The following is an 18,342-nucleotide window of genomic DNA, read 5'->3' on the forward strand; positions in this document are numbered from 1 at the left end:
GACTGGTCAGCCCTCAGCCCTTGTAGGCCTTGGCCGCCGCGGCTTCCAGCTCGGCGGCGGTGGCCTTCGGGTCGGACGGGTCGCGCAGGAAGTCCTGGAGGATCTTCCACTCGCCCTTGCCCTTGGTGCCGCCGAAGGCCGCCGGTGCCTGGTCGGACATGTCGAAGCGGACCGAGTTCCCGGCGCCGACGAGGGACTCGGCGGTGGCCCGGGTGACGTCGTCGCCGTAGGAGGCGAGGTCGAGGTTCTTGTTCGGGGAGAGGAAGCCGCCCGCCTTCGCCCACACGGCCGCGGCCTCCGGCGTCGCGAGGTACTCCAGGAGCGCCATGCCGGCCTTGGAGTTCTTGCCGTCCTTGAGGACGACGGCCGCGTCACCGCCGCTGACCACCGGCGCCTCGCCGCCGTCGACCGCCGGGAAGGGGAAGAAGTTCGCGTCCTCGCCGATCTCCTTGCCGAACTGGTCCTTGGCGACCCCGGCGACGAAGTCGCCCTCGTAGACCATGCCGGCCTCGGGCTCCGGACCGAAGACCTTCTCCACGGAGCCCGGGAAGTCGGTGTTCAGGGCACCCTTCTGACCGCCCTCGATGAGCTGCTTGTCCTTGAAAAGCTTGCCGAGGGTGGTGAGTGCCTCGACGACGCTCGCGTCGGTCCACTTCAGTTCGTGGGCGGCGAGGGCGTCGTACTTCTCGGGTCCGGCCTGGGAGAGGTAGATGTTCTCGAACCAGTCGGTCAGCGTCCAGCCGTCCTGCCCGGCGACCGAGAAGGCGGCGAGCCCGGAGTCGGAGACGGTCTGCCCAACCTTCAGCATCTCGTCGTACGTCTTCGGCGGCTCGACCCCGGCCTGGGCGAGGGCGTCGGGGCTGTACCAGACGGTCGACTTGTGGGCGGCCTTGAAGTAGAGGCCGTAGAGGGTGTTGTCGACGGTCCCGTACGTCTGCCAGACGTCCGCGAAGTTGGTGCCGACGGACTTCTGGGCCGTCTTGGACAGCGGCTTCAGCCAGCCGTTGCCGGCGAACTGCTTGAGCACGCCGACCTGCGGGACCATCACGACGTCGGGGGCGTTGCCGCCCTCGATCTTGCTGCCGACGACGGTGGAGACGTTGTCGCCGGTGGAGACGAAGGAGGTCTTGGCGCCGGTCTTCTCGGTGAAGGCGTCCAGCACCTTCTGGAAGTTCTCCTGCTCGGTGCCGGACCAGACGCCGGCCACGGTGACCGACTGCCCGGCGAGCGCCTTGTCGCCGCCACCGGCCGTGACGGGCCCCGAGCCGCCGCAGGCGGTGGCGCCGAGGGCGAGGACCAGGGCGGTGCAGCCGGTGAGCAGGGTGGTGCTACGTCGTCGCATCATCGTTGATGTCCCTTCGAGGGTCGGGCGAGAAAAGGTCGGAGACGAGGTCAGAGGTCGGCGATCCACCAGGCGGCGGTGGAGCCGGGCAGGATGCCGGGCGGGCAGGGCCCGTCGCTGGCGAGCAGCGGGGCGCCTGAGACGGGGGCGGGTGTGGGGGCGGTGCCGAAGTTGACGGCGCAGACCAGGCCGTCGCCGCGGACGAAGGCGAGCACGCCGGGCGGGGTGTCCAGCCAGCGCAGGGTGCCCTCGCCCAGCTGGGGCAGTTCGGAGCGGAGTTGCAGGCCGTCGCGGTACAGGTGCCAGAAGGAGCGGGTGTCGGCGAGGGCGCGGTCGGTGGCGTACTCGGCGAAGTACTCGGGCTGCGGCAGCCAGGGCTTGGCGGTCCCGTCGCCGGCGGTGAAGCCGAACGGGGACGCCTGTCCCGACCAGGGCAGCGGCACGCGGCAGCCGTCGCGGACGCGGGCACGGCTGCCGGTGCGGTGGAAGATCGGGTCGGTGAGCACGTCGTCGGGCAGGTCGACGACCTCGGGCAGGCCCAGTTCCTCGCCCTGGTAGATGTACGCGGCGCCGGGCAGCGCCAGCATCAGCAGCGCGGCTGCGCGGGCGCGTGCGGTGCCGAGGCCGCTGCCGTCGGTGGCGGGTTCGCCGTAGCGGGTGACGGTGCGGACCTGGTCGTGGTTGTTGAGGACCCAGGTGACCGTGGAGCCGGTGCCGGCGATGTCCTGCATGGCCTCGGAGATGACCTTGCGGAAGGCGTCGGGGTCCCAGGGGGCGCCGAGGAGGTCGAAGAAGAAGGCCTGGTGGAGTTCGTCGGGGCGGACGTAGCGGGCGTGTTCGCGGGCGCTGGGGACCGACACCTCGCCGACGAGGAGGCGTTCGCGGCCGTCGCGGGCGGTGTACTCCTCGCAGACCGCGCGCCAGTGCCGCCAGACGTCGTGGACCTCGGGCTGGTTCCAGGCGAGCGGGTTGACCGAGTCGCGGGTGCGGGCGTCGGCCTCCGGGTCCGGGGAGTCGGGCAGTTCGGGGTGCTTGTAGAGGCCGGCGGCGACGTCGATGCGGAAGCCGTCGACGCCCCGGTCCAGCCAGAAGCAGAGTATCCGGTCGAACTCGGCGGCGACCTCGGGGGTGCGCCAGTTCCAGTCCGGCTGCTCGGGCGTGAACATGTGCAGGTACCACTGGCCGGGGCGGCCGTCGGGCTCCGTCACGCGGGTCCAGGCGGGGCCGCCGAACATGGCGTGCCAGTTGTTGGGCGGCTCGTCGCCGTCCGGTCCGCGGCCGTCGGCGAAGTGGAAGCGGGCGCGCGCCTCGCCGCCGGGGCCCGCCCGAAGTGCCTCGCGGAACCACGGGTGCTCGCTGGAGCAGTGGTTGGGGACGATGTCGAGCAGGACCCGGATGCCGAGCCGCCGGGCCGCGGCGACCAGCGCGTCGAACTCGTCGAGGTCGCCGAAGAGCGGGTCGACGCCCCGGTAGTCGGCGACGTCGTAACCGTGGTCGTGCTGAGGTGAGGGGTAGAAGGGGCTCAGCCAGATCCCGTCCACGCCGAGTTTGCGCAGGTACGGCAGTCCCGCCCGGACACCGGCGAGATCGCCGACGCCGTCGCCGGTGCTGTCGAGGAAGCTGCGGACGTAGACCTGGTAGATCACCGCGTCACGCCACCAGTGGTGCCTGTTCACCCCGGGAACCTGTCTGTAGAGGGGTCGCTGTTATGCATGCATGTTAGGTAGCGGTGACGCGAGAGTGTCAATGAACGGAACAGAGACTACTGAATAGTTGGGCCTTTATATGCCGACTTTTCACCCCACAGCAGACACAGATGAGACGCTGGTGTTACCTAACGCGTAACTAGGAGATGGCGGCCAGCTCGCGCGCCAGCCGTCGCACCGCGGCCTCGGGCGTCTGCCGCCCGGCCATCGCGTCGTGCACGACCGCCTGCACGGCCAGGCTGACCTGGTCGTAGCGCGGGCTCTTGGGGCGCGGGGCGGCGGCGAGCACGCTCTCGCGCAGGGTCGGCAGGTAGGGGAACGCCTCGATGAGCGCGGGGTCCTCGTACAGGTCGGCCCGTACGGGCGGCAGTGCGCCGCGCGTGAGGACCTGGCGCTGGACGCGCTCGCTGGTGAGGTACGCGATGAGGCGCGCGGCGGAGTCGGGGTGCCGGGCGTGGGCGCCCACGGCCAGGTTGGAGCCGCCGAGGACGCTGGTGCCGGGTCCGTGGGGCCCCGGCAGCGGCACGGCGCCGACGTTCCCGGCGACTTCGGAGTCCGGGGCGGAGGCACTGACGTAGGCGTAGGGCCAGTTGCGCAGGAAGAGCAGGCGGCCGTCCTGGAAGGCCTGCTTGGACTCCTCCTCCTTGTAGGTCAGCGCCTCTCGCGGTATCCAGCCCTCGCGCACCCCGCGCGCCAGGAACCCGATGCCCTCGCGGGCCGCCGCCGAGTCCACGGTGACGCGTTCGCCCTCGTCGCCGAGGATGCTGCCGCCGGCCGAGTAGACGGCCTCGGCGGCGTTCACGGTCAGGCCCTCGTAGGGCAGGAACTGGCCCGCGTAGCCGTCCAGCCCGTGCTTGGGGGCGATGGTCTCGGCGTACCGCTCCAGCTCCGCCCAGGTGCGCGGCGGCGGGACGCCCTCCGCGGCCAGGACGTCCTTGCGGTACAGGAGCAGGCCGGCGTTGGTGACGTACGGGACGGCGTAGAGACGGCCGTCGTAGGTCGCCGTGTCGACGACGGGCGGCAGGAAGGTGCCGAGCGGGAAGCGGTCGCGGGGCAGCGGGCGTATCCAGTCGGCGGCGGCGAACTCGGAGGTCCAGTTGACGTCGATGTTGAGGACGTCGAAGCGGTGCCGTCCGCCGTCGCGCAGATCGGTGGCCATCTGTGCGCGGGTCTCGTCGGCGGAGTCGGGCAGTTCGACGAGGGTGACGCGTTCGCCGGGGTGGGCGCGGTTCCAGCCCTCCAGCAGCGGGCCGAGGTAGCCGGTGAGGTCACCGGCGGTGGCCAGGGTGAGCGGGCCGCGACCGCTCGCGGCACCCTCTTCCGCGCGGGCGCCGGAGGCGGCGTACCCGGTCAGGATGACGAGGAGGACGAGGAGGCCCCTACCGGCGGCGTCGATCCACCGCATAGGTTCCTCCTGTACACCCTCGTACACCGGTCAGAGGCCATGTATACCTGTTAGGTATGCGCGATACTAGGGCCTGGAGCACATGACCAGAAGGGAGGGACGGCTGAGTGCGCCTGCACCTCCTGGCTCTCCTGGCCCGCGGCCCGGCCCACGGCTACGAGCTGAAGCAGGACCTTGAGCAACTGCTGGGCTCCGCGTACCCTCAGCCGAACGTCGGCCAGATCTACGTCACCCTCGGCCGTCTCGAGAAGACGGGACTGATCGAGGGCGAGGACATCGAGCAGTCGAGCCGGCCCAACAAGAAGGTCTACCACCTCACCGAGGCCGGGCGCGAGGAGCTGCGGGCCTGGTACGAGGAGACGGCGGACGAGCCGCGGGTGCGGGACGAGTTCTTCATGAAGCTCGCCCTGGCTCCGCAGACCGGGCTCGCCGACCAGATCGCCCTGATCAACAAGCAGCGGCGGCAGTACCTGAACACCATGCGGCAGCTGTCGAAGCTGGCCGCCGCCGAAGACCGGGACAACCGCGTCGCCCACCTCCTCATCGAGGGCGCGATGCTGCACCTGCAGGCCGACCTCGACTGGCTGGAACGGTGCCAGGAAGAGCTGGAGGAGCTGGAGTGAGCGCTGGTACGAGTGCCGATCCCGCTCCCGTGCTGCGCGCCGAGGGCCTGGTCAAGACGCACCACGGCGAGGGCGCCCCGGCGCACGCCGTGCGCGGGGTCGACCTGTGCGTGCGGCGGGGCGAGTTCGTGGCGATCACCGGGCCGTCCGGTGCCGGGAAGTCGACGCTGCTGCATCTGCTCGGCGGGCTCCAGCGGCCGGACTCCGGCCGCCTCTGGCTGGACGGGGCGTGCACGGACGCGTACAGCGAGAAACGCTGGGCGGTCGAGCGCAGGAAGCGGATCGGGATCGTCTTCCAGTTCTTCAACCTGGTCTCCGACCTGTCCGTCGCCGACAACGTCGAGCTGCCCGCCCTGCTCGCCGGGCTGCCGCCGAAGCGGGCGCGCGCCGAGCGGGAGGAGCTGCTGGCCGAGCTGGGCCTGACGGGCAAGGAGCGCAGCATGCCCGGTGAGCTGTCCGGCGGCGAGCAGCAGCGGGTGGCGCTGGCGCGGGCCCTGGTGAACCATCCGCCGCTGCTGCTGGCGGACGAGCCCGCGGGCAGCCTGGACAGCAAGGGCACCCGCGAGGTGATGCGGCTGCTGTCCCGCTTCCACCAGCGGGGCCAGACGATCCTGCTGGTCACGCATGACGCACGGCTCGCGAGCGCCGCGGACCGGGTGATCAGCTTCTTCGACGGGCGGATAGCCGACGACGCCGAACTGGACGCGGGTGCGCCGCCGCGCCGCCGCCCGGGGGCGTCCGCCGTGCTGGAACTCAGGGACTGACATGCGGGCGTACGACCACCGCGTGCACCGCGTGCACCGCTCACCGGAGGGCTGAGGCCCGTGCGAGCCACCCTGCGCTGGGCCCACTCCGATCTGCGCACGCACCGGGGCGAGGCGCTGTTCCTCGTCCTCGCCACCGCCGGGATCGTCGCCTCGCTGCTGCTGGCCACGGCCCTGTTCGGGTACGCGACCAACCCGTGGCAGCGGGTCTTCACCGAGGCCCGCGGCGCGCACGTCTGGCTGCACACCGACCGCGCCGCCGACACCGGGGAGCTGGCCGCGCTGGACGGCGTCCAGTCCGTCGCCGGCCCCTACCCCACCGCCTCCACCACCGTCGCCGTACGCGGCACCCGCGCCTCCGTCGAGCTGCGCGGCACCGCCGAGCAGCCCGACGTGGGGCGGCCACTGATCACCGCAGGGCACTGGCTCGACCCGGCCGATCCCGACGGGGTGGTCCTGGAGAGCCGCCTCGCCCGCGCGCTGCTGGCCCAGCCCGGCGACACCCTCACCCTGCCCGGCACGGCGCGCACCCTCACGGTGCTCGGCATCGCCGACAGCCCCGAACGCCGCTACCGGCCGGGCGAGCAGCCGGGCCTGGTGTGGGCGCCGCCGGACGCGGTGCCCGACCCGGGCGGGCAGGTGATCGGGCTGCGGCTGACCGATCCCGGGGAGACGGACTACGCCGTGCAGCGGGCGGTGACCGTGCTGGGCGCCGGTGCGATCGGGCAGGTCTCCACCTGGGAGCAGGCCCGTGCGGAGGCGCAGGGCGACAACCGGCTGCTCGGTCAGGTGCTCGGTCTGTTCGGGCTGGGTGCGCTGCTGGCCGCGGGGCTGGCGGTGCACGGGGCGATCGGCACCCGTATCCGCGGTCATCTGCGGGACATCTCGGTGCTGAAGGCGATCGGCTTCACGCCGGGCCAGGTGGTGCGGGTCTTCCTGCTCCAGCACCTGGCGTACGCGCTGCTCGGCGCGGTGGCCGCCGCCGGGCTCACCCAGGCCCTCGGCAGCCGGGTCCCGGGGCGGCTCGGGGACGCGCTCGGCGTGTGGCAGGGGCTGCCCGGGCACACCGTCGCGCTGTTCGCCGTACCGGCGTGCGTGGTCCTGTTCATCGGCGCCACCACCGGCCTCGCGGCGTGGCGGGCGGGCCGGGTACCGCCGGTTCCGGTGCCACGCCCGGCTGCGGCGCAGGGCGGCGGGCTGTCGAGGGCGGCTCGACGGGTGCTGGGGCTGCGGGTGTTCCGGGTGCCGGTGCCGGTGCCGGTGCCGGTGCGGGTACGGGGGCGAGGTGACCGGGGTGCCGGGGACCGGAGTGCCGGGGACCGGAGTGCCGGGGACCGGGGTGCCGGGGAGCTCGACGTCCGGACCACCGCGGCCTCCGGCACGCCCGCCCCGACGAAGCCCGCCACCCCGGGCCACGGGGACGCCGGCCCCTCGGGCAGCGGAGGCAGCAACGGCCCGAGGGCCGGAGAACCCGACGCCCGAACCACCACAGCCCCCAGCACGCCCACCCCGACCAAGCCCGCCACCCCGGGCCACGGGGACGCCGGCCCCTCGGGCAGCGGAGGCAGCAACGGCCCGGGGGCCGGAGAGCCCGACGCCCGGACCACCACAGCCCCCAGCACACCCACCCCAACCAAGCCCGGCACCCCGGGCCACGGGGACGCCGGCCCCTCGGGCAGCGGAGGCGGCAACGGCCCGGAGGCCGGAGAGGTCGACGGCCCGAGCCGTGCCGAGGCCAGGGGCCCGGGCAGCCGAGGAGCCGGCACCGGTCGCCGCGGGGCGGCCGGCGAGTGGGCATCCGGCACGCGCGAGCTGGAGGTGCGGGTGCCGCCCGCGCTCGTGCTCGGCTGGCACAAGGCGTTCGCCCGCCGCCCGCGCTCGTTCGCCACGGTCGCGCGCCTCACGCTGCCGCTGCTGCTGATCGTGGTCGCGATGAGCGCGTGGACCACCATCGACCGCTTCCACGACCGCCCCGAGCAGATCGGCCTGCCGACCGCGCTCACCGTCCGCGCCGAGGCCGGTGCCGGTACGGCCGGCATCCGGGCCCTGCTGGAACGCGACCCCGGGGTCGCCGCCGCCTACCCGGGCGTCGAGGTGGCCGCCCTGGTGCCGGGCCAGACCGCGACGATCGCGCTGCGCGGGCTCGGCACCCGCGAGGCCCCCTACCCGTACGCGCTGGCCGAGGGCCGCCGCGCGCACGGGCCGGACGAGGCGGTAGCCGGGCAGGGGCTGCTGGACCTGCTGGAGGTCGGGGTCGGCGACTGGGTGCGGATGACCGTCGGGGACCGGCCGCAGATCCTGCACATCGTGGGCCGCAGCATCGAGCCGGAGAACGCGGGCCGGGTCATCTCGACGTCCCTGGACACCCTCCGGGAGAACGACCCGCGGCTCGAACCGGCCCTCTACCAGCTGCGCCTGCACGCCGGCGCCGACCCGGACGAGGTCGCCGGCCGGCTCGCCGAGGCCGGGCACGGACGGCTCGACGTGCACGCCGTGGCGAACCCGGCCGACGGGCTGTCCCCGCTGCGCGGAGTGGTCCTCGGGCTGATCGCCGTCCTCGCCCTCGTCGGGCTGATCGAATTGCTCACCGCGATCGGCGGCACCGTCCGGGAGAGCGAACGGGACCTGCTCGCCCTCAAGGCGATCGGACTGTCCCCGCGCCAGATCACCGGCATCACGGTCACGGCCACCGGGTGCACCGCCCTGGCGGCCGTGCTCCTGGCCGCCGCCCTCGGGCTGCCGCTCGCCCACTGGCTGATCGACGCCCAGGGCGCCTCCAGCGGCATCGGCGCGGGGATCGCCCGGGCCCCCTCCCCCGTGCTCCTGGTGCTGGTGGGTGCGGCTGCCGTGCTCGGTGCGGCGGCGCTGGCCGCGGTGCCGTCGGCCCGTGCGGCCCGGCGCCGTCTCGCGGACACGCTCAGCGCGGTGGCCTGACCGGAGGGGCCGGGCCACCGCGCACGCGCTCCGCTCACTGCCGGCCGCGCAGCTCCCGGTAGGCGGCGACCAGCGCCTTGGTGGAGGCGTCCAGGCCGGGGACCCCGGCACCCTCGGTGAGCGCCGGCTCGACGCGCTTGGCAAGCACCTTGCCCAGTTCGACGCCCCACTGGTCGAAGGAGTCGATGTTCCAGACGGCGCCCTGGACGAACACCTTGTGCTCGTAGAGGGCGACGAGCTGTCCGAGCACCGACGGGGTCAGCTCGCGGGCGAGGATCGTGGTCGTCGGATGGTCGCCCTTGAACGTCTTGTGCGGGACGAGCTCCTCCGGGACGCCCTCGGCGCGCACCTCGTCGGGCGTCTTGCCGAAGGCCAGCGCCTGGGTCTGGGCGAAGAAGTTGGCCATCAGCAGGTCGTGCTGGGCCTTCAGCTCGTCGCTGAGCTCGGCGACCGGCTGGGCGAAGCCGATGAAGTCCGCCGGGATCAGCTTCGTGCCCTGGTGGATCAACTGGTAGTAGGCGTGCTGACCGTTGGTGCCGGGCGTGCCCCACACGACCGGGCCGGTCTGCCACTCCACCTCGCGTCCGTCCCGGCCGACGTACTTGCCGTTGGACTCCATGTCGAGTTGCTGGAGGTAGGCGGTGAACCGCGACAGGTAGTGGCTGTACGGCAGTACGGCGTGCGACTGGGCGCCCAGGAAGTTGCCGTACCAGATGCCCAGCAGCCCCATCAGCAGGGGCACGTTGGACTCGGCGGGGGCGGTGCGGAAGTGCTCGTCGACGAGGTGGAAGCCGTCGAGCATCTCGCGGAAGCGGCCCGGGCCGATGGCGATCATCAGGGACAGCCCGATCGCCGAGTCGTACGAGTACCGGCCGCCGACCCAGTCCCAGAACTCGAACATGTTGGCCGTGTCGATACCGAACTCGGCGACCTTCCCGGCGTTCGTCGACAGGGCGACGAAGTGCCTGGCGACCGCGGCATTGTCACCGAGGGCGTTCAGCAGCCAGGTCCGGGCGGAGGTGGCGTTGGTGACCGTCTCGATGGTGGTGAAGGTCTTGGAGGCGATGACGAACAGCGTCTCGGCCGGGTCCAGGTCACGGGTCGCCTCGTGCAGGTCGGCGCCGTCGACGTTGGAGACGAAACGGACCGTCAGGTCCCGGTCGGTGAAGGCGCGCAGCGCCTCGTACGCCATCGCCGGACCGAGGTCGGAGCCGCCGATGCCGATGTTGACGACGTTGCGGATGCGCTTGCCGGTGTGGCCGGTCCACTCGCCGGAGCGGATCCGGTCCGCGAAGGCGGCCATCTTGTCCAGCACCGCGTGCACCTTGGGGACGATGTTCTCGCCGTCGACCTCGATCACCGCGTCCCGCGGGGCGCGCAGCGCGGTGTGCAGGACCGCCCGGTCCTCGGTGGTGTTGATCTTCTCGCCGCGGAACATCGCGTCGCGCAGGCCGAAGACGTCGGTGGCGGCGGCCAGCTCTCGCAGCAGCCGCAGGGTCTCGTCGGTGACGAGGTGCTTGGAGTAGTCGACGTACAGGTCTCCCACCCGGAGCGTGCAGCCGGTGCCGCGGTCCGGGTCGGCGGCGAAGAGTTCGCGCAGCCGCACCTCGCCGAGCTGGTCGCGGTGCTTGGCCAGCGCGGTCCATTCGGGCGTCTGGTCGAGCCTGGTACGGCCGTCTGCGTTCATGTCGGACGTCAGCCTTCTTCCTTGGGTGTCCCAGCTGTCCCGGCTGGTCCAACCTAATTGATCAGTACGGTCAGTACGGAAGAAGACCGACAGCGACGGGGGCTAGATCTCGCCCCGCAGTTTGGCGAGCGCCTCCGCGAGGATCGCCTCGCCGTCCGCGTCGCTGCGACGCTCGCGCACGTACGCGAGGTGCGTCTTGTAGGGCTCGGTGCGCGGCGGGTCCGGCGGGTTGTCCCGGTCCTGTCCGGCGGGGAAGCCGCAGCGCGGGCAGTCCCAGGTCTCGGGGACCTGTGCGTCGCTCGCGAAGCTCGGCTGTGTCTCGTGTCCGTTGGAGCACCAGAAGGAGATGCGCAGACGCGGCGCGGACTCGCCGCGCTCGGCCTCGCCCATCGGCCCCGCCCCGACCCGGCTTCCCCGGATCGCGTTGCCACTTGCCACGGTGTAACTCCCTGCGTGATGGTGCCGCGAAGCGAGTCGGCGTTTCGCTTCGCTGCGAGCGCCTCAGTCTACGTAAGGCCCAACGCGCGTCCAGTGATTGGAGTTACAAGCTCCAGCGCTCAGACGCAAGCCCCATGATAGGCGGCGCCTTGCGGCGCGTACCGAACATGGGGCTTTACGTGATCGAGTGCGTGACGTGTCAGTTGTTCGCCTTCATCAGCAGGCCGAGCACCATGATGCACGCGAACCACAGCAGACCGACCACCACGGTGATCCGGTCGAGGTTGCGCTCGGCGACCGAGGAGCCGCCGACGGACGACTGCATGCCGCCACCGAACATGTCGGAGAGGCCGCCGCCCTTCCCCTTGTGCATCAGCACCAGCAGCATCAGCAACAGGCTGAAGACGATCAGGGCGATCGAGAACCCCATAACCACGGCTGGACCAACTTCCTCGGCTTCGGATGAACGACGGGGGCACGGTGACAGCAGGCCACCATGCCCCCGCAAGGGTACGACGTATCGCCGCTAGCGCATACTCACCGGTCGATGTGACCGGCGGTTCTACTGGTCGCGGAAGCGGACGATCTTGACGAACTCGTCCGAGTCCAGCGAGGCCCCTCCGACCAGCGCGCCGTCGATGTCGGCCTGCGACATGATCTCGGCGACGTTGCCGGACTTGACCGAGCCGCCGTACTGGATGCGGACCTTGTCGGCCAGCTCCTCGGAGTACAGCTCGGCGAGCTTGCCACGGATGGCCGCGCAGACCTCCTGGGCGTCCTCCGCGCCGCAGACCTTGCCGGTGCCGATGGCCCACACGGGCTCGTAGGCGATCACGATCGTCTCGGCCTGCTCGGCCGGGAGGTCCTTCAGGCCGCCCTCGACCTGGGCGAGGGTGTGGGCGACGTGGTTGCCCGCCTCGCGGACCTCCAGCTCCTCGCCGACGCACATGATCGGGGTCAGGCCGTGCTTGTAGGCGGCCTTGACCTTGGCGTTGACCAGCTCGTCGGTCTCGGCGTGGTACTGCCGGCGCTCGGAGTGGCCGATGGCGACGTAGGTGCAGCGGAGCTTGGCCAGCATCGGGCCGGAGATCTCGCCGGTGTAGGCGCCGCCGTCCTGGGCGGAGACGTCCTGGGCGCCGTACTTGATCTTCAGCTTGTCGTGCTCGACCAGGGTCTGCACCGAGCGCAGGTCGGTGAAGGGGACGAGGACGGCGACCTCGACGGCGTCGTAGTCCTTGTCCGCGAGGGCGAAGGCGAGCTTCTGGACGTGGGCGATGGCCTCGAGGTGGTTGAGGTTCATCTTCCAGTTGCCCGCCATCAGCGGCGTGCGGGTGGTCATCGGGGTCAGTCCTCCAGTGCGGCGAGGCCGGGGAGCGTCTTGCCCTCGAGGTATTCGAGGGAGGCGCCGCCGCCGGTCGAGATGTGGCCGAATGCGTTCTCGTCGAAGCCGAGCGTGCGGACGGCCGCGGCGGAGTCGCCGCCGCCGACCACGGTGAAGCCCGGGGCGTCGACGAGGGCCTGGGCGACCGCCTTGGTGCCCTCGGCGTAGTCGGGGTGCTCGAAGACGCCCATCGGGCCGTTCCAGAAGACGGTGGCGGCGTCGGCGAGCTTCGAGGCGTACAGCTTGCGGGTCTCGGGACCGATGTCCAGACCCTCCTGGTCGGCGGGGATGGCGTCCGCGGCGACGGTGGTGGGGTTGGCCGGGGCCTTGGTCTTCAGGTCCGGGAACTCGGACGAGACCAGCACGTCGACGGGGAGGACCAGCTCGACGCCGTTCTTCTCGGCGCGCTCCATGTACTCCTTGACGACCGGGATCTGGTCCTCCTGGAGGAGGGAGATGCCGACCTCGTGGCCCTTGGCCTTGAGGAAGGTGTACGCCATGCCGCCGCCGATGAGGAGCCGGTCGGCCTTGCCGAGCAGCTGGTCGATGACTGCGAGCTTGTCGGAGACCTTGGCGCCGCCGAGGGCGACCACGTAGGGACGCTGGACGTCGTCGGTGAGCTTCTTCAGGACGCCGACCTCGGTGGCGATGAGGTAGCCGGCGTAGTGCGGGAGCTTCTTCGGCAGGTCGTAGACCGACGCGTGCTTGCGGTGCACGGCACCGAAGCCGTCGCCGACGTACACGTCCGCGAGGCCGGCCAGCCTGTCGGCGAAGGCGGCGCGCTCGGCGTCGTCCTTGCTGGTCTCGCCGGCGTTGAAGCGCAGGTTCTCGATGACCGCGACCTGACCGTCCGCGAGGCCGGCGACCGTGGACTCGGCGGCGGTGCCGACCGTGTCCTCGGCGAAGGCGACGGCGGTGCCCTCGCCGAGCAGCTCACCGAGGCGGGCGGCGGCCGGGGCGAGGGAGAAGACCGGGTCCGGGGCGCCCTTGGGGCGGCCCAGGTGCGAGGCGACGATCACGCGCGCGCCCGCGTCGGCCAGGGCCTTGACGGTGGGCACCACGGCGCGGATGCGGCCGTCGTCGGTGATGGTGGTGCCGTCGAGCGGCACGTTGAGGTCGGCGCGGACGAAGACGCGCTTGCCGGTGACGCCTTCGGAGAGCAGTTCGTCGATCGTCTTCATGCAGTGGGCTCCTGGGTTCTCGGATCGCTCGTGATCCTACGAGGGCGGGCAGCCGCGGACGCGACGCAGGGCCCGGGCAGCGCGCCCTTGCGCTGCCCGAGCCCTGCTGTCGCATGCGAGGTGCCTGTTGGGTCCGGCTGGATCAGAGCTGGTTGCCGACGAAGACCGTGAGGTCGACGAGGCGGTTGGAGTAGCCCCACTCGTTGTCGTACCAGCCGATGACCTTCACGTTCTTGCCGTCCTGGACCATGGTCAGGGACGAGTCGAAGGTGCAGGACGCCGGGGCGTTGACGATGTCCGAGGAGACGATCGCGTCCTCGGTGTACTCCAGGATGCCCTTGAGCTCGCCCTCGGCGGCCTTCTGGAAGGCGGCGTTGACCTCTTCCTTGGTGACCTCGCGGCCGAGCTCCAGGACGAGGTCGGTGACCGAGCCGGTCGGGACCGGGACGCGCATGGCGATGCCGTCCAGCTTGCCCTTGAGCTGCGGGAGGACCAGCGCGGTGGCCTTGGCGGCGCCCGTGGTGGTCGGGATGATGTTCTCCGCGGCGGCACGGGCGCGGCGCAGGTCCTTGTGCGGGAAGTCCAGGATGCGCTGGTCGTTCGTGTACGCGTGGACCGTCGTCATCAGGCCCTTGACGATGCCGAAGTTCTCGTCGAGGACCTTGGCCATCGGCGCCACGCAGTTGGTGGTGCAGGAGGCGTTGGAGATGACGTGGTGGTTCGCCGGGTCGTACTTGTCCTGGTTGACGCCCATCACGATGGTGACGTCCTCGTCCTTGGCCGGGGCCGAGATGAGGACCTTCTTCGCGCCGCCCGCGATGTGCTTCTCGGCGTCGGCCTTCTTCGTGAAGATGCCGGTCGACTCGATGACGACGTCGACGCCCAGCTCGCCCCACGGGATGTCGGCCGGGTTGCGCTCGGCGAGGACCTTGATGGTCTTGTCGCCGACGGTGATGGTGTCCTCGGTGTGCGAGACCTCGTACGGGAGGCGCCCGAGGATGGTGTCGTACTTCAGCAGGTGGGCGGTGGTCGCGGTGTCACCCAGGTCGTTGACAGCCACGATCTCGATGTCTGCACCCTGCTCCAGCAGCGCGCGGAAGTAGTTACGACCGATGCGGCCAAAGCCGTTGATGCCTACGCGGATCGTCACGAACCGATCTCCTCGTTGGTACGCCGACCCGATGTGCCGGCGAGCTGTATTTGGGATGTCCCCGACCACCACCGACCCTACCTCTCCGGGGCCTCGGGGGTGACATCGAGACGCCCCATTCCCGGCAGGGCGGCCCGTACCCGCCAGTAGGGGTACGGGCCGCCCGGGGTGACGGGGACCGATCACCCGATTTAGCTACACCGGGTCAGTCCCCCGCGTCCCGGTTTTCACTCGTCCAGGGCACGCAGCGCCTGCCGGACCAGTGCCGTCCGGGCGGCCGGTTCGGTGAGGTGCTCCAGGCCGAAACCGAGCAGCACGGTGTCGTCCGTGGTGATGGCGCCGTAGGTCTGGAACAGGGTGCCGGTGCGGGTCCAGTCCTTCAGTACGGCGGGGCTGCCGGCCGGCGGTCCGGCCACCTGCCAGGCGCCGAGCGAGGTCTCGAAGCCCTCGGTCTGCGTCGCCGTGCCGCCGACGACCAGCGAGGCCTCGTCGGCGAGGACGCCGCGTCCGCCGCTGCCGGGGTCGGTGACGTAGGCGATCGACACCTCGACGGACTTCCCGGCGTAGGCGCTCAGGTCGAACTCGACCTGCCGCCACCCTCCGGAGGAGCCGGTGAGGCTGTTCCACTGCCCGGTGGTGCCGGTGGCGGTGCAGCCGTCGTCGGACAGGGTGAGGTAGTGCTCCAGCCAGGGGTGCTCGCCCATGTAGAAGCCGGCCCCGCACTCGGACGGTACGGCGGTGCCGGTCGCGCCGCCGGCCTCGGGGAGCGTGGTCCAGTCGTCGGCGCCGGTGGTGTGGGCCTCGACGAGGTGTGGTCGTAGCCGCGTTCGGTGTCCCACAGGAGCTGGGTGCGGAGCGTGGGACGGTCGGCGGCGGTGACGCCGGTGAGGTCGATGGTGCGGGTGAGGCGCTTGTAGGCGTCGTCGGTGTGGACGGCGGCGGCCATCCACTCGCCCGCGTAGGGCCCGTACGGGTTGACCGTCCCGGCGAACTTGCCCGCGCCCGCGCTGGCGAACTGGGGGTAGGTGTCGGGCGACAACTGGTCCGAGGTGACGCTGTAGGTACCGGCGGCGTCCAGCGGGTTGCCGGGGGCGCCGCCGAGCGTGCCGGTGGTGCCGCCGAGCTTGCCGGAGCCGGTGAATCCGGTGGCTCCGGGGGTCGAGGTGCGGGTGTAGGCACCCAGGTAGTACTGGCTGAAGTCATTCGACAGCGTGCCGTCGCCGAGGTCGACGCTGCCGCCTGCCCGCTCGCCCGCCTCGATCAGCCTGCCGCCCTCGTTGAGGTAGGCGCGGAGCTGGAGCTGGGTGGCGTTGCCCGGGTTCGCCGCGCCGGTGTAGTGGACGACGGTGTCGAAGTGGCCGAGGACGCCGAGCGCATCCGGCGCGCCCTGGGTGGCGACGTCCCAGACGGCCGCCCGCTTGCCGTTGGCCTTGAGGGCGTCCGTGTAAGTCTTGGTCTGCGTGGCCTTCGCGCCCTCCTCGGCGACGACGAGGACGTCCGCGCGGGGCCGCTCGGCGATCGTGTACGTGAAGTGCTCGCTCTCGGTCCGCTTGCCGCGCTTCGTCTCGCCGGTGAACCAGACCTCGACCTTGTCGCCGCGGTCGCCGTCCTTGACCTTGGCGCGGTACTCGTCGAAGTACAGGTTGTCCTCACCGCCGTACGTCTCGCCGCCGCGCCAGGGCTTGAGCGCCATGTCGTGAACGCGTCCGCCGTTGACGCGGTACTTCAGCTCCTTGTCGCGCACCGACTTGCGTACGACGACGGAGACCTCCTGGTCGGCGCCGCGCGAGTAGGAGGTGGTGAAGGGAGCCGGGGTGAAGTCGGCGGCCTCGATGCCGACGGACGACGACGGCCGGTCGGGGTGCGCGGCGGACTCGGCGACGGAGAGCGCGAAGGGGATGTTCTTCTCGAACTCCTCCTGGATCAGCTTCTCGTCGTCGGGGAAGTTGAAGCCGGACTGGCAGTCGGCCGCGTTCCACTCGTCGTCCGGGTACTGGTCGGAGATGGTCTGGCAGGTCGACATCTCCGGGGTGAACATCGCTACGCCGTTGACGTTGGCCGCGTGGCCGTCCGCCTCGCCGTTGGTGGTGTACAGCTCCGAGGAGACCTGCGGGCGGTAGCCCGGGATCGCCGAGTTCTCGGGCGTGCCGGCGAGCGCCTTGTAGAGGACGTCGTCCGGGGTGTGGGTGGCGACCTGCCAGCCGACGCCGTAGAGGAGGAGCTCGGCGGCGGAGTGGTAGTTGATGCCGTAGGCGAAGCCGACCCGCTTCTGGAAGCGGTCCAGGGCCTTGGTCTCGGGCTCGGAGTTCGGGCCGGCGCCGCGGTAGGTCTGGCTGGTGGGGTTCGGGGACGAGCCCTCGTCGTCGTAGCCCCACTTGTAGGCGAAGTTGCGGTTGAGGTCGACGCCGTCGCCGGTGCCGATGGTGCCGTCGCCGTTGTTGTCGCGCAGGTTCTTGCGCCACAGGCGGTTGTCGTCGTCCTGGAACGTGTAGTCGTAGCCGTCAGGGTTGGCCGACAGCAGGAACCACAGTTCGGTGCGGTCGACCAGCTTCTTGATCCGCCGGTCCTTCTTGTAGTTGTCCAGGTAGTGGTGCATCAGCCGCCGGGTCATCTCCGGGGTGATCCACTCGCGTGCGTGCTGGTTGGACATGTAGAGGACGGCGGGCTTGGAGCCGTCGCGGGTCTTGTCCGCGTGCTTGGTGAGCTTGAGGGCGAGGATGTCCTGGCCGTTCACCGTCTTGCCGATGGAGACGACCTTGGTGAGGCGGGGGTGTTCCTGCGCGGTGCGGAGGATCTCCTCCTTGAGGCCGCCGCTGCCGCTGTAGGGGCGGAAGACGCCCTCGGCGGCGTCCTCGACCCGCTTCTCGGCCCGGGTGGAGAGGGTGTGCTCCTTGAGGTCGACGCCCTGTTTCTCCAGCTTTCCGGCCTGCTGGTCGGTGAGGTAGACCTCTACGGTGGCGGTGCCCTTGTCGGGGACCTGCTCACCGAGTTCGTGGCCGTCCTGACCGGCGGCCAGCAGCAGGGGTACCTGCTCCTGGGTGACGTCGGCGCGGAAGACCTTGACCTCGTTGGCCTCGTTCGCGTTGGTGTCCGCGGTGTCCGAGGGTTGTGCCTGGGCGATGGGTGCGAAGCTCGCTCCGCCGATCAGGAGCGCGCCGACAGCGAGGATCGATCTCGCTCTTCGTCTCATGAACCCCCCTAGGTGGGGCCTGTCCGACAGGCCTGGGTTCGCCACAGCAGCGAACAGATGCCAGGCTCATGACAGCTCATGATCGAGTCAAGAGCGCGGGAAGGACACGCGAAAGCCGGTACGGGTCACCCAAGTGGGCGCCCGCACCAGCTGGTTGACGGCTCGCGCGTGACGGGGCGGGGGGGTGCGGTGGGCCGTTGCGTGTTCGGTCGGTCGGCGGGCTTGCCTGCCGGGTTGAGCGCGGGGCTTGCCTGCCGGGTTGGGCGAGGGGCTTGCGGGCCCGGTCGGCTGACGGGCTTGCGGGCCCGGTCAGCCGAGGAGCTTGCGGCCCGGTCAGCCGGCGGACTTGCGGGCCCGATCAGTCGGCGGGCTTGCGGGCCCGATCAGCCAACCGGTTTGCGGACCCGGTCGACCGACGGACTTGCGTGCCCCGTCAGCCGACAGGTTTGCGGCCCCGGTCAGCCGGCGGGCCTGCGGACCCCGTCAGCCAACCGGCTTGCGAACCCGGTCGACCGACGGACTTGCGTGCCCCGTCAGCCGA

The 18,342-nt window shown here is 71.2% G+C and carries 12 protein-coding genes and 1 pseudogene; 3 read left to right on the top strand and 10 right to left on the bottom strand.

The genetic code is table 11. From position 1 onward, the window contains the following. Positions 1–13: 13 nt before the first annotated feature. The 3 genes from KUM03_RS33090 to KUM03_RS33100 form a co-directional block, all read right to left on the bottom strand. The gene (locus tag KUM03_RS33090; RefSeq protein ID WP_217254267.1) at positions 14–1,345 is read right to left on the bottom strand and encodes an ABC transporter substrate-binding protein; all 1,332 of its coding nucleotides are present in this window, start codon (positions 1,343–1,345) and stop codon (positions 14–16) included. A gap of 47 nt (positions 1,346–1,392) precedes the next feature. Next, positions 1,393–3,018: a glycoside hydrolase family 13 protein gene (locus tag KUM03_RS33095; RefSeq protein ID WP_217254268.1), complete on the bottom strand. Its 1,626-nt coding sequence runs from the start codon at positions 3,016–3,018 to the stop codon at positions 1,393–1,395. Between the two features lie 169 nt (positions 3,019–3,187). Further along, positions 3,188–4,453, bottom strand: a complete 1,266-nt coding sequence (locus KUM03_RS33100) for an ABC transporter substrate-binding protein (RefSeq protein WP_217254269.1) — start codon at positions 4,451–4,453, stop codon at positions 3,188–3,190. A 107-nt stretch (positions 4,454–4,560) separates the two neighbouring features. On the opposite strand from KUM03_RS33100, the gene KUM03_RS33105 reads away from it, so the two are divergent. The 3 genes from KUM03_RS33105 to KUM03_RS38735 are packed head-to-tail and all read left to right on the top strand — an operon-like array spanning position 4,561 to position 8,774. After that, positions 4,561–5,076, top strand: a complete 516-nt coding sequence (locus KUM03_RS33105; protein WP_073721647.1) for a PadR family transcriptional regulator — start codon at positions 4,561–4,563, stop codon at positions 5,074–5,076. Continuing rightward, positions 5,073–5,840 carry an ABC transporter ATP-binding protein gene (locus KUM03_RS33110; RefSeq protein WP_217254270.1) on the top strand — a complete coding sequence of 256 codons (768 nt, stop codon included), beginning with the start codon at positions 5,073–5,075 and terminating at the stop codon, positions 5,838–5,840. The genes KUM03_RS33105 and KUM03_RS33110 overlap by 4 nt, the downstream gene beginning before the upstream one ends. A gap of 60 nt (positions 5,841–5,900) precedes the next feature. Then, complete coding sequence (locus KUM03_RS38735) at positions 5,901–8,774, top strand: FtsX-like permease family protein (RefSeq protein WP_308406470.1); 2,874 nt, start codon at positions 5,901–5,903, stop codon at positions 8,772–8,774. 34 nt (positions 8,775–8,808) lie between these two features. On the opposite strand, the gene pgi is transcribed toward KUM03_RS38735, so the two are convergent. The 7 genes and pseudogenes from pgi to KUM03_RS33155 form a co-directional block, all read right to left on the bottom strand. Next, positions 8,809–10,461 carry a glucose-6-phosphate isomerase gene (gene pgi, locus KUM03_RS33125; RefSeq protein WP_217254271.1) on the bottom strand — a complete coding sequence of 551 codons (1,653 nt, stop codon included), beginning with the start codon at positions 10,459–10,461 and terminating at the stop codon, positions 8,809–8,811. 102 nt (positions 10,462–10,563) lie between these two features. Beyond that, positions 10,564–10,851, bottom strand: coding sequence for an RNA polymerase-binding protein RbpA (locus KUM03_RS33130; RefSeq protein WP_007448238.1), 288 nt, complete (start codon positions 10,849–10,851; stop codon positions 10,564–10,566). 247 nt (positions 10,852–11,098) lie between these two features. After that, a complete protein-coding gene (gene secG, locus KUM03_RS33135) occupies positions 11,099–11,329 on the bottom strand; it encodes a preprotein translocase subunit SecG (protein WP_055416354.1) in 231 nt (76 codons plus the stop codon). A 132-nt stretch (positions 11,330–11,461) separates the two neighbouring features. Further along, positions 11,462–12,238 carry a triose-phosphate isomerase gene (tpiA, locus tag KUM03_RS33140; protein WP_217254272.1) on the bottom strand — a complete coding sequence of 259 codons (777 nt, stop codon included), beginning with the start codon at positions 12,236–12,238 and terminating at the stop codon, positions 11,462–11,464. A gap of 5 nt (positions 12,239–12,243) precedes the next feature. Next, the gene (pgk, locus tag KUM03_RS33145; RefSeq protein WP_217254273.1) at positions 12,244–13,461 is read right to left on the bottom strand and encodes a phosphoglycerate kinase; all 1,218 of its coding nucleotides are present in this window, start codon (positions 13,459–13,461) and stop codon (positions 12,244–12,246) included. 142 nt (positions 13,462–13,603) lie between these two features. Beyond that, entirely contained in the window at positions 13,604–14,611 is a 1,008-nt protein-coding gene (gap, locus tag KUM03_RS33150) for a type I glyceraldehyde-3-phosphate dehydrogenase (RefSeq protein ID WP_073721661.1), read from the bottom strand. Positions 14,612–14,838: 227 nt separating this feature from the next. Next, positions 14,839–17,801: pseudogene (locus tag KUM03_RS33155) on the bottom strand (M14 family zinc carboxypeptidase). Positions 17,802–18,342 lie beyond the last annotated feature (541 nt).

This window comes from Streptomyces sp. AC602_WCS936 (assembly GCF_019049125.1).
Lineage (GTDB): Bacteria > Actinomycetota > Actinomycetes > Streptomycetales > Streptomycetaceae > Streptomyces.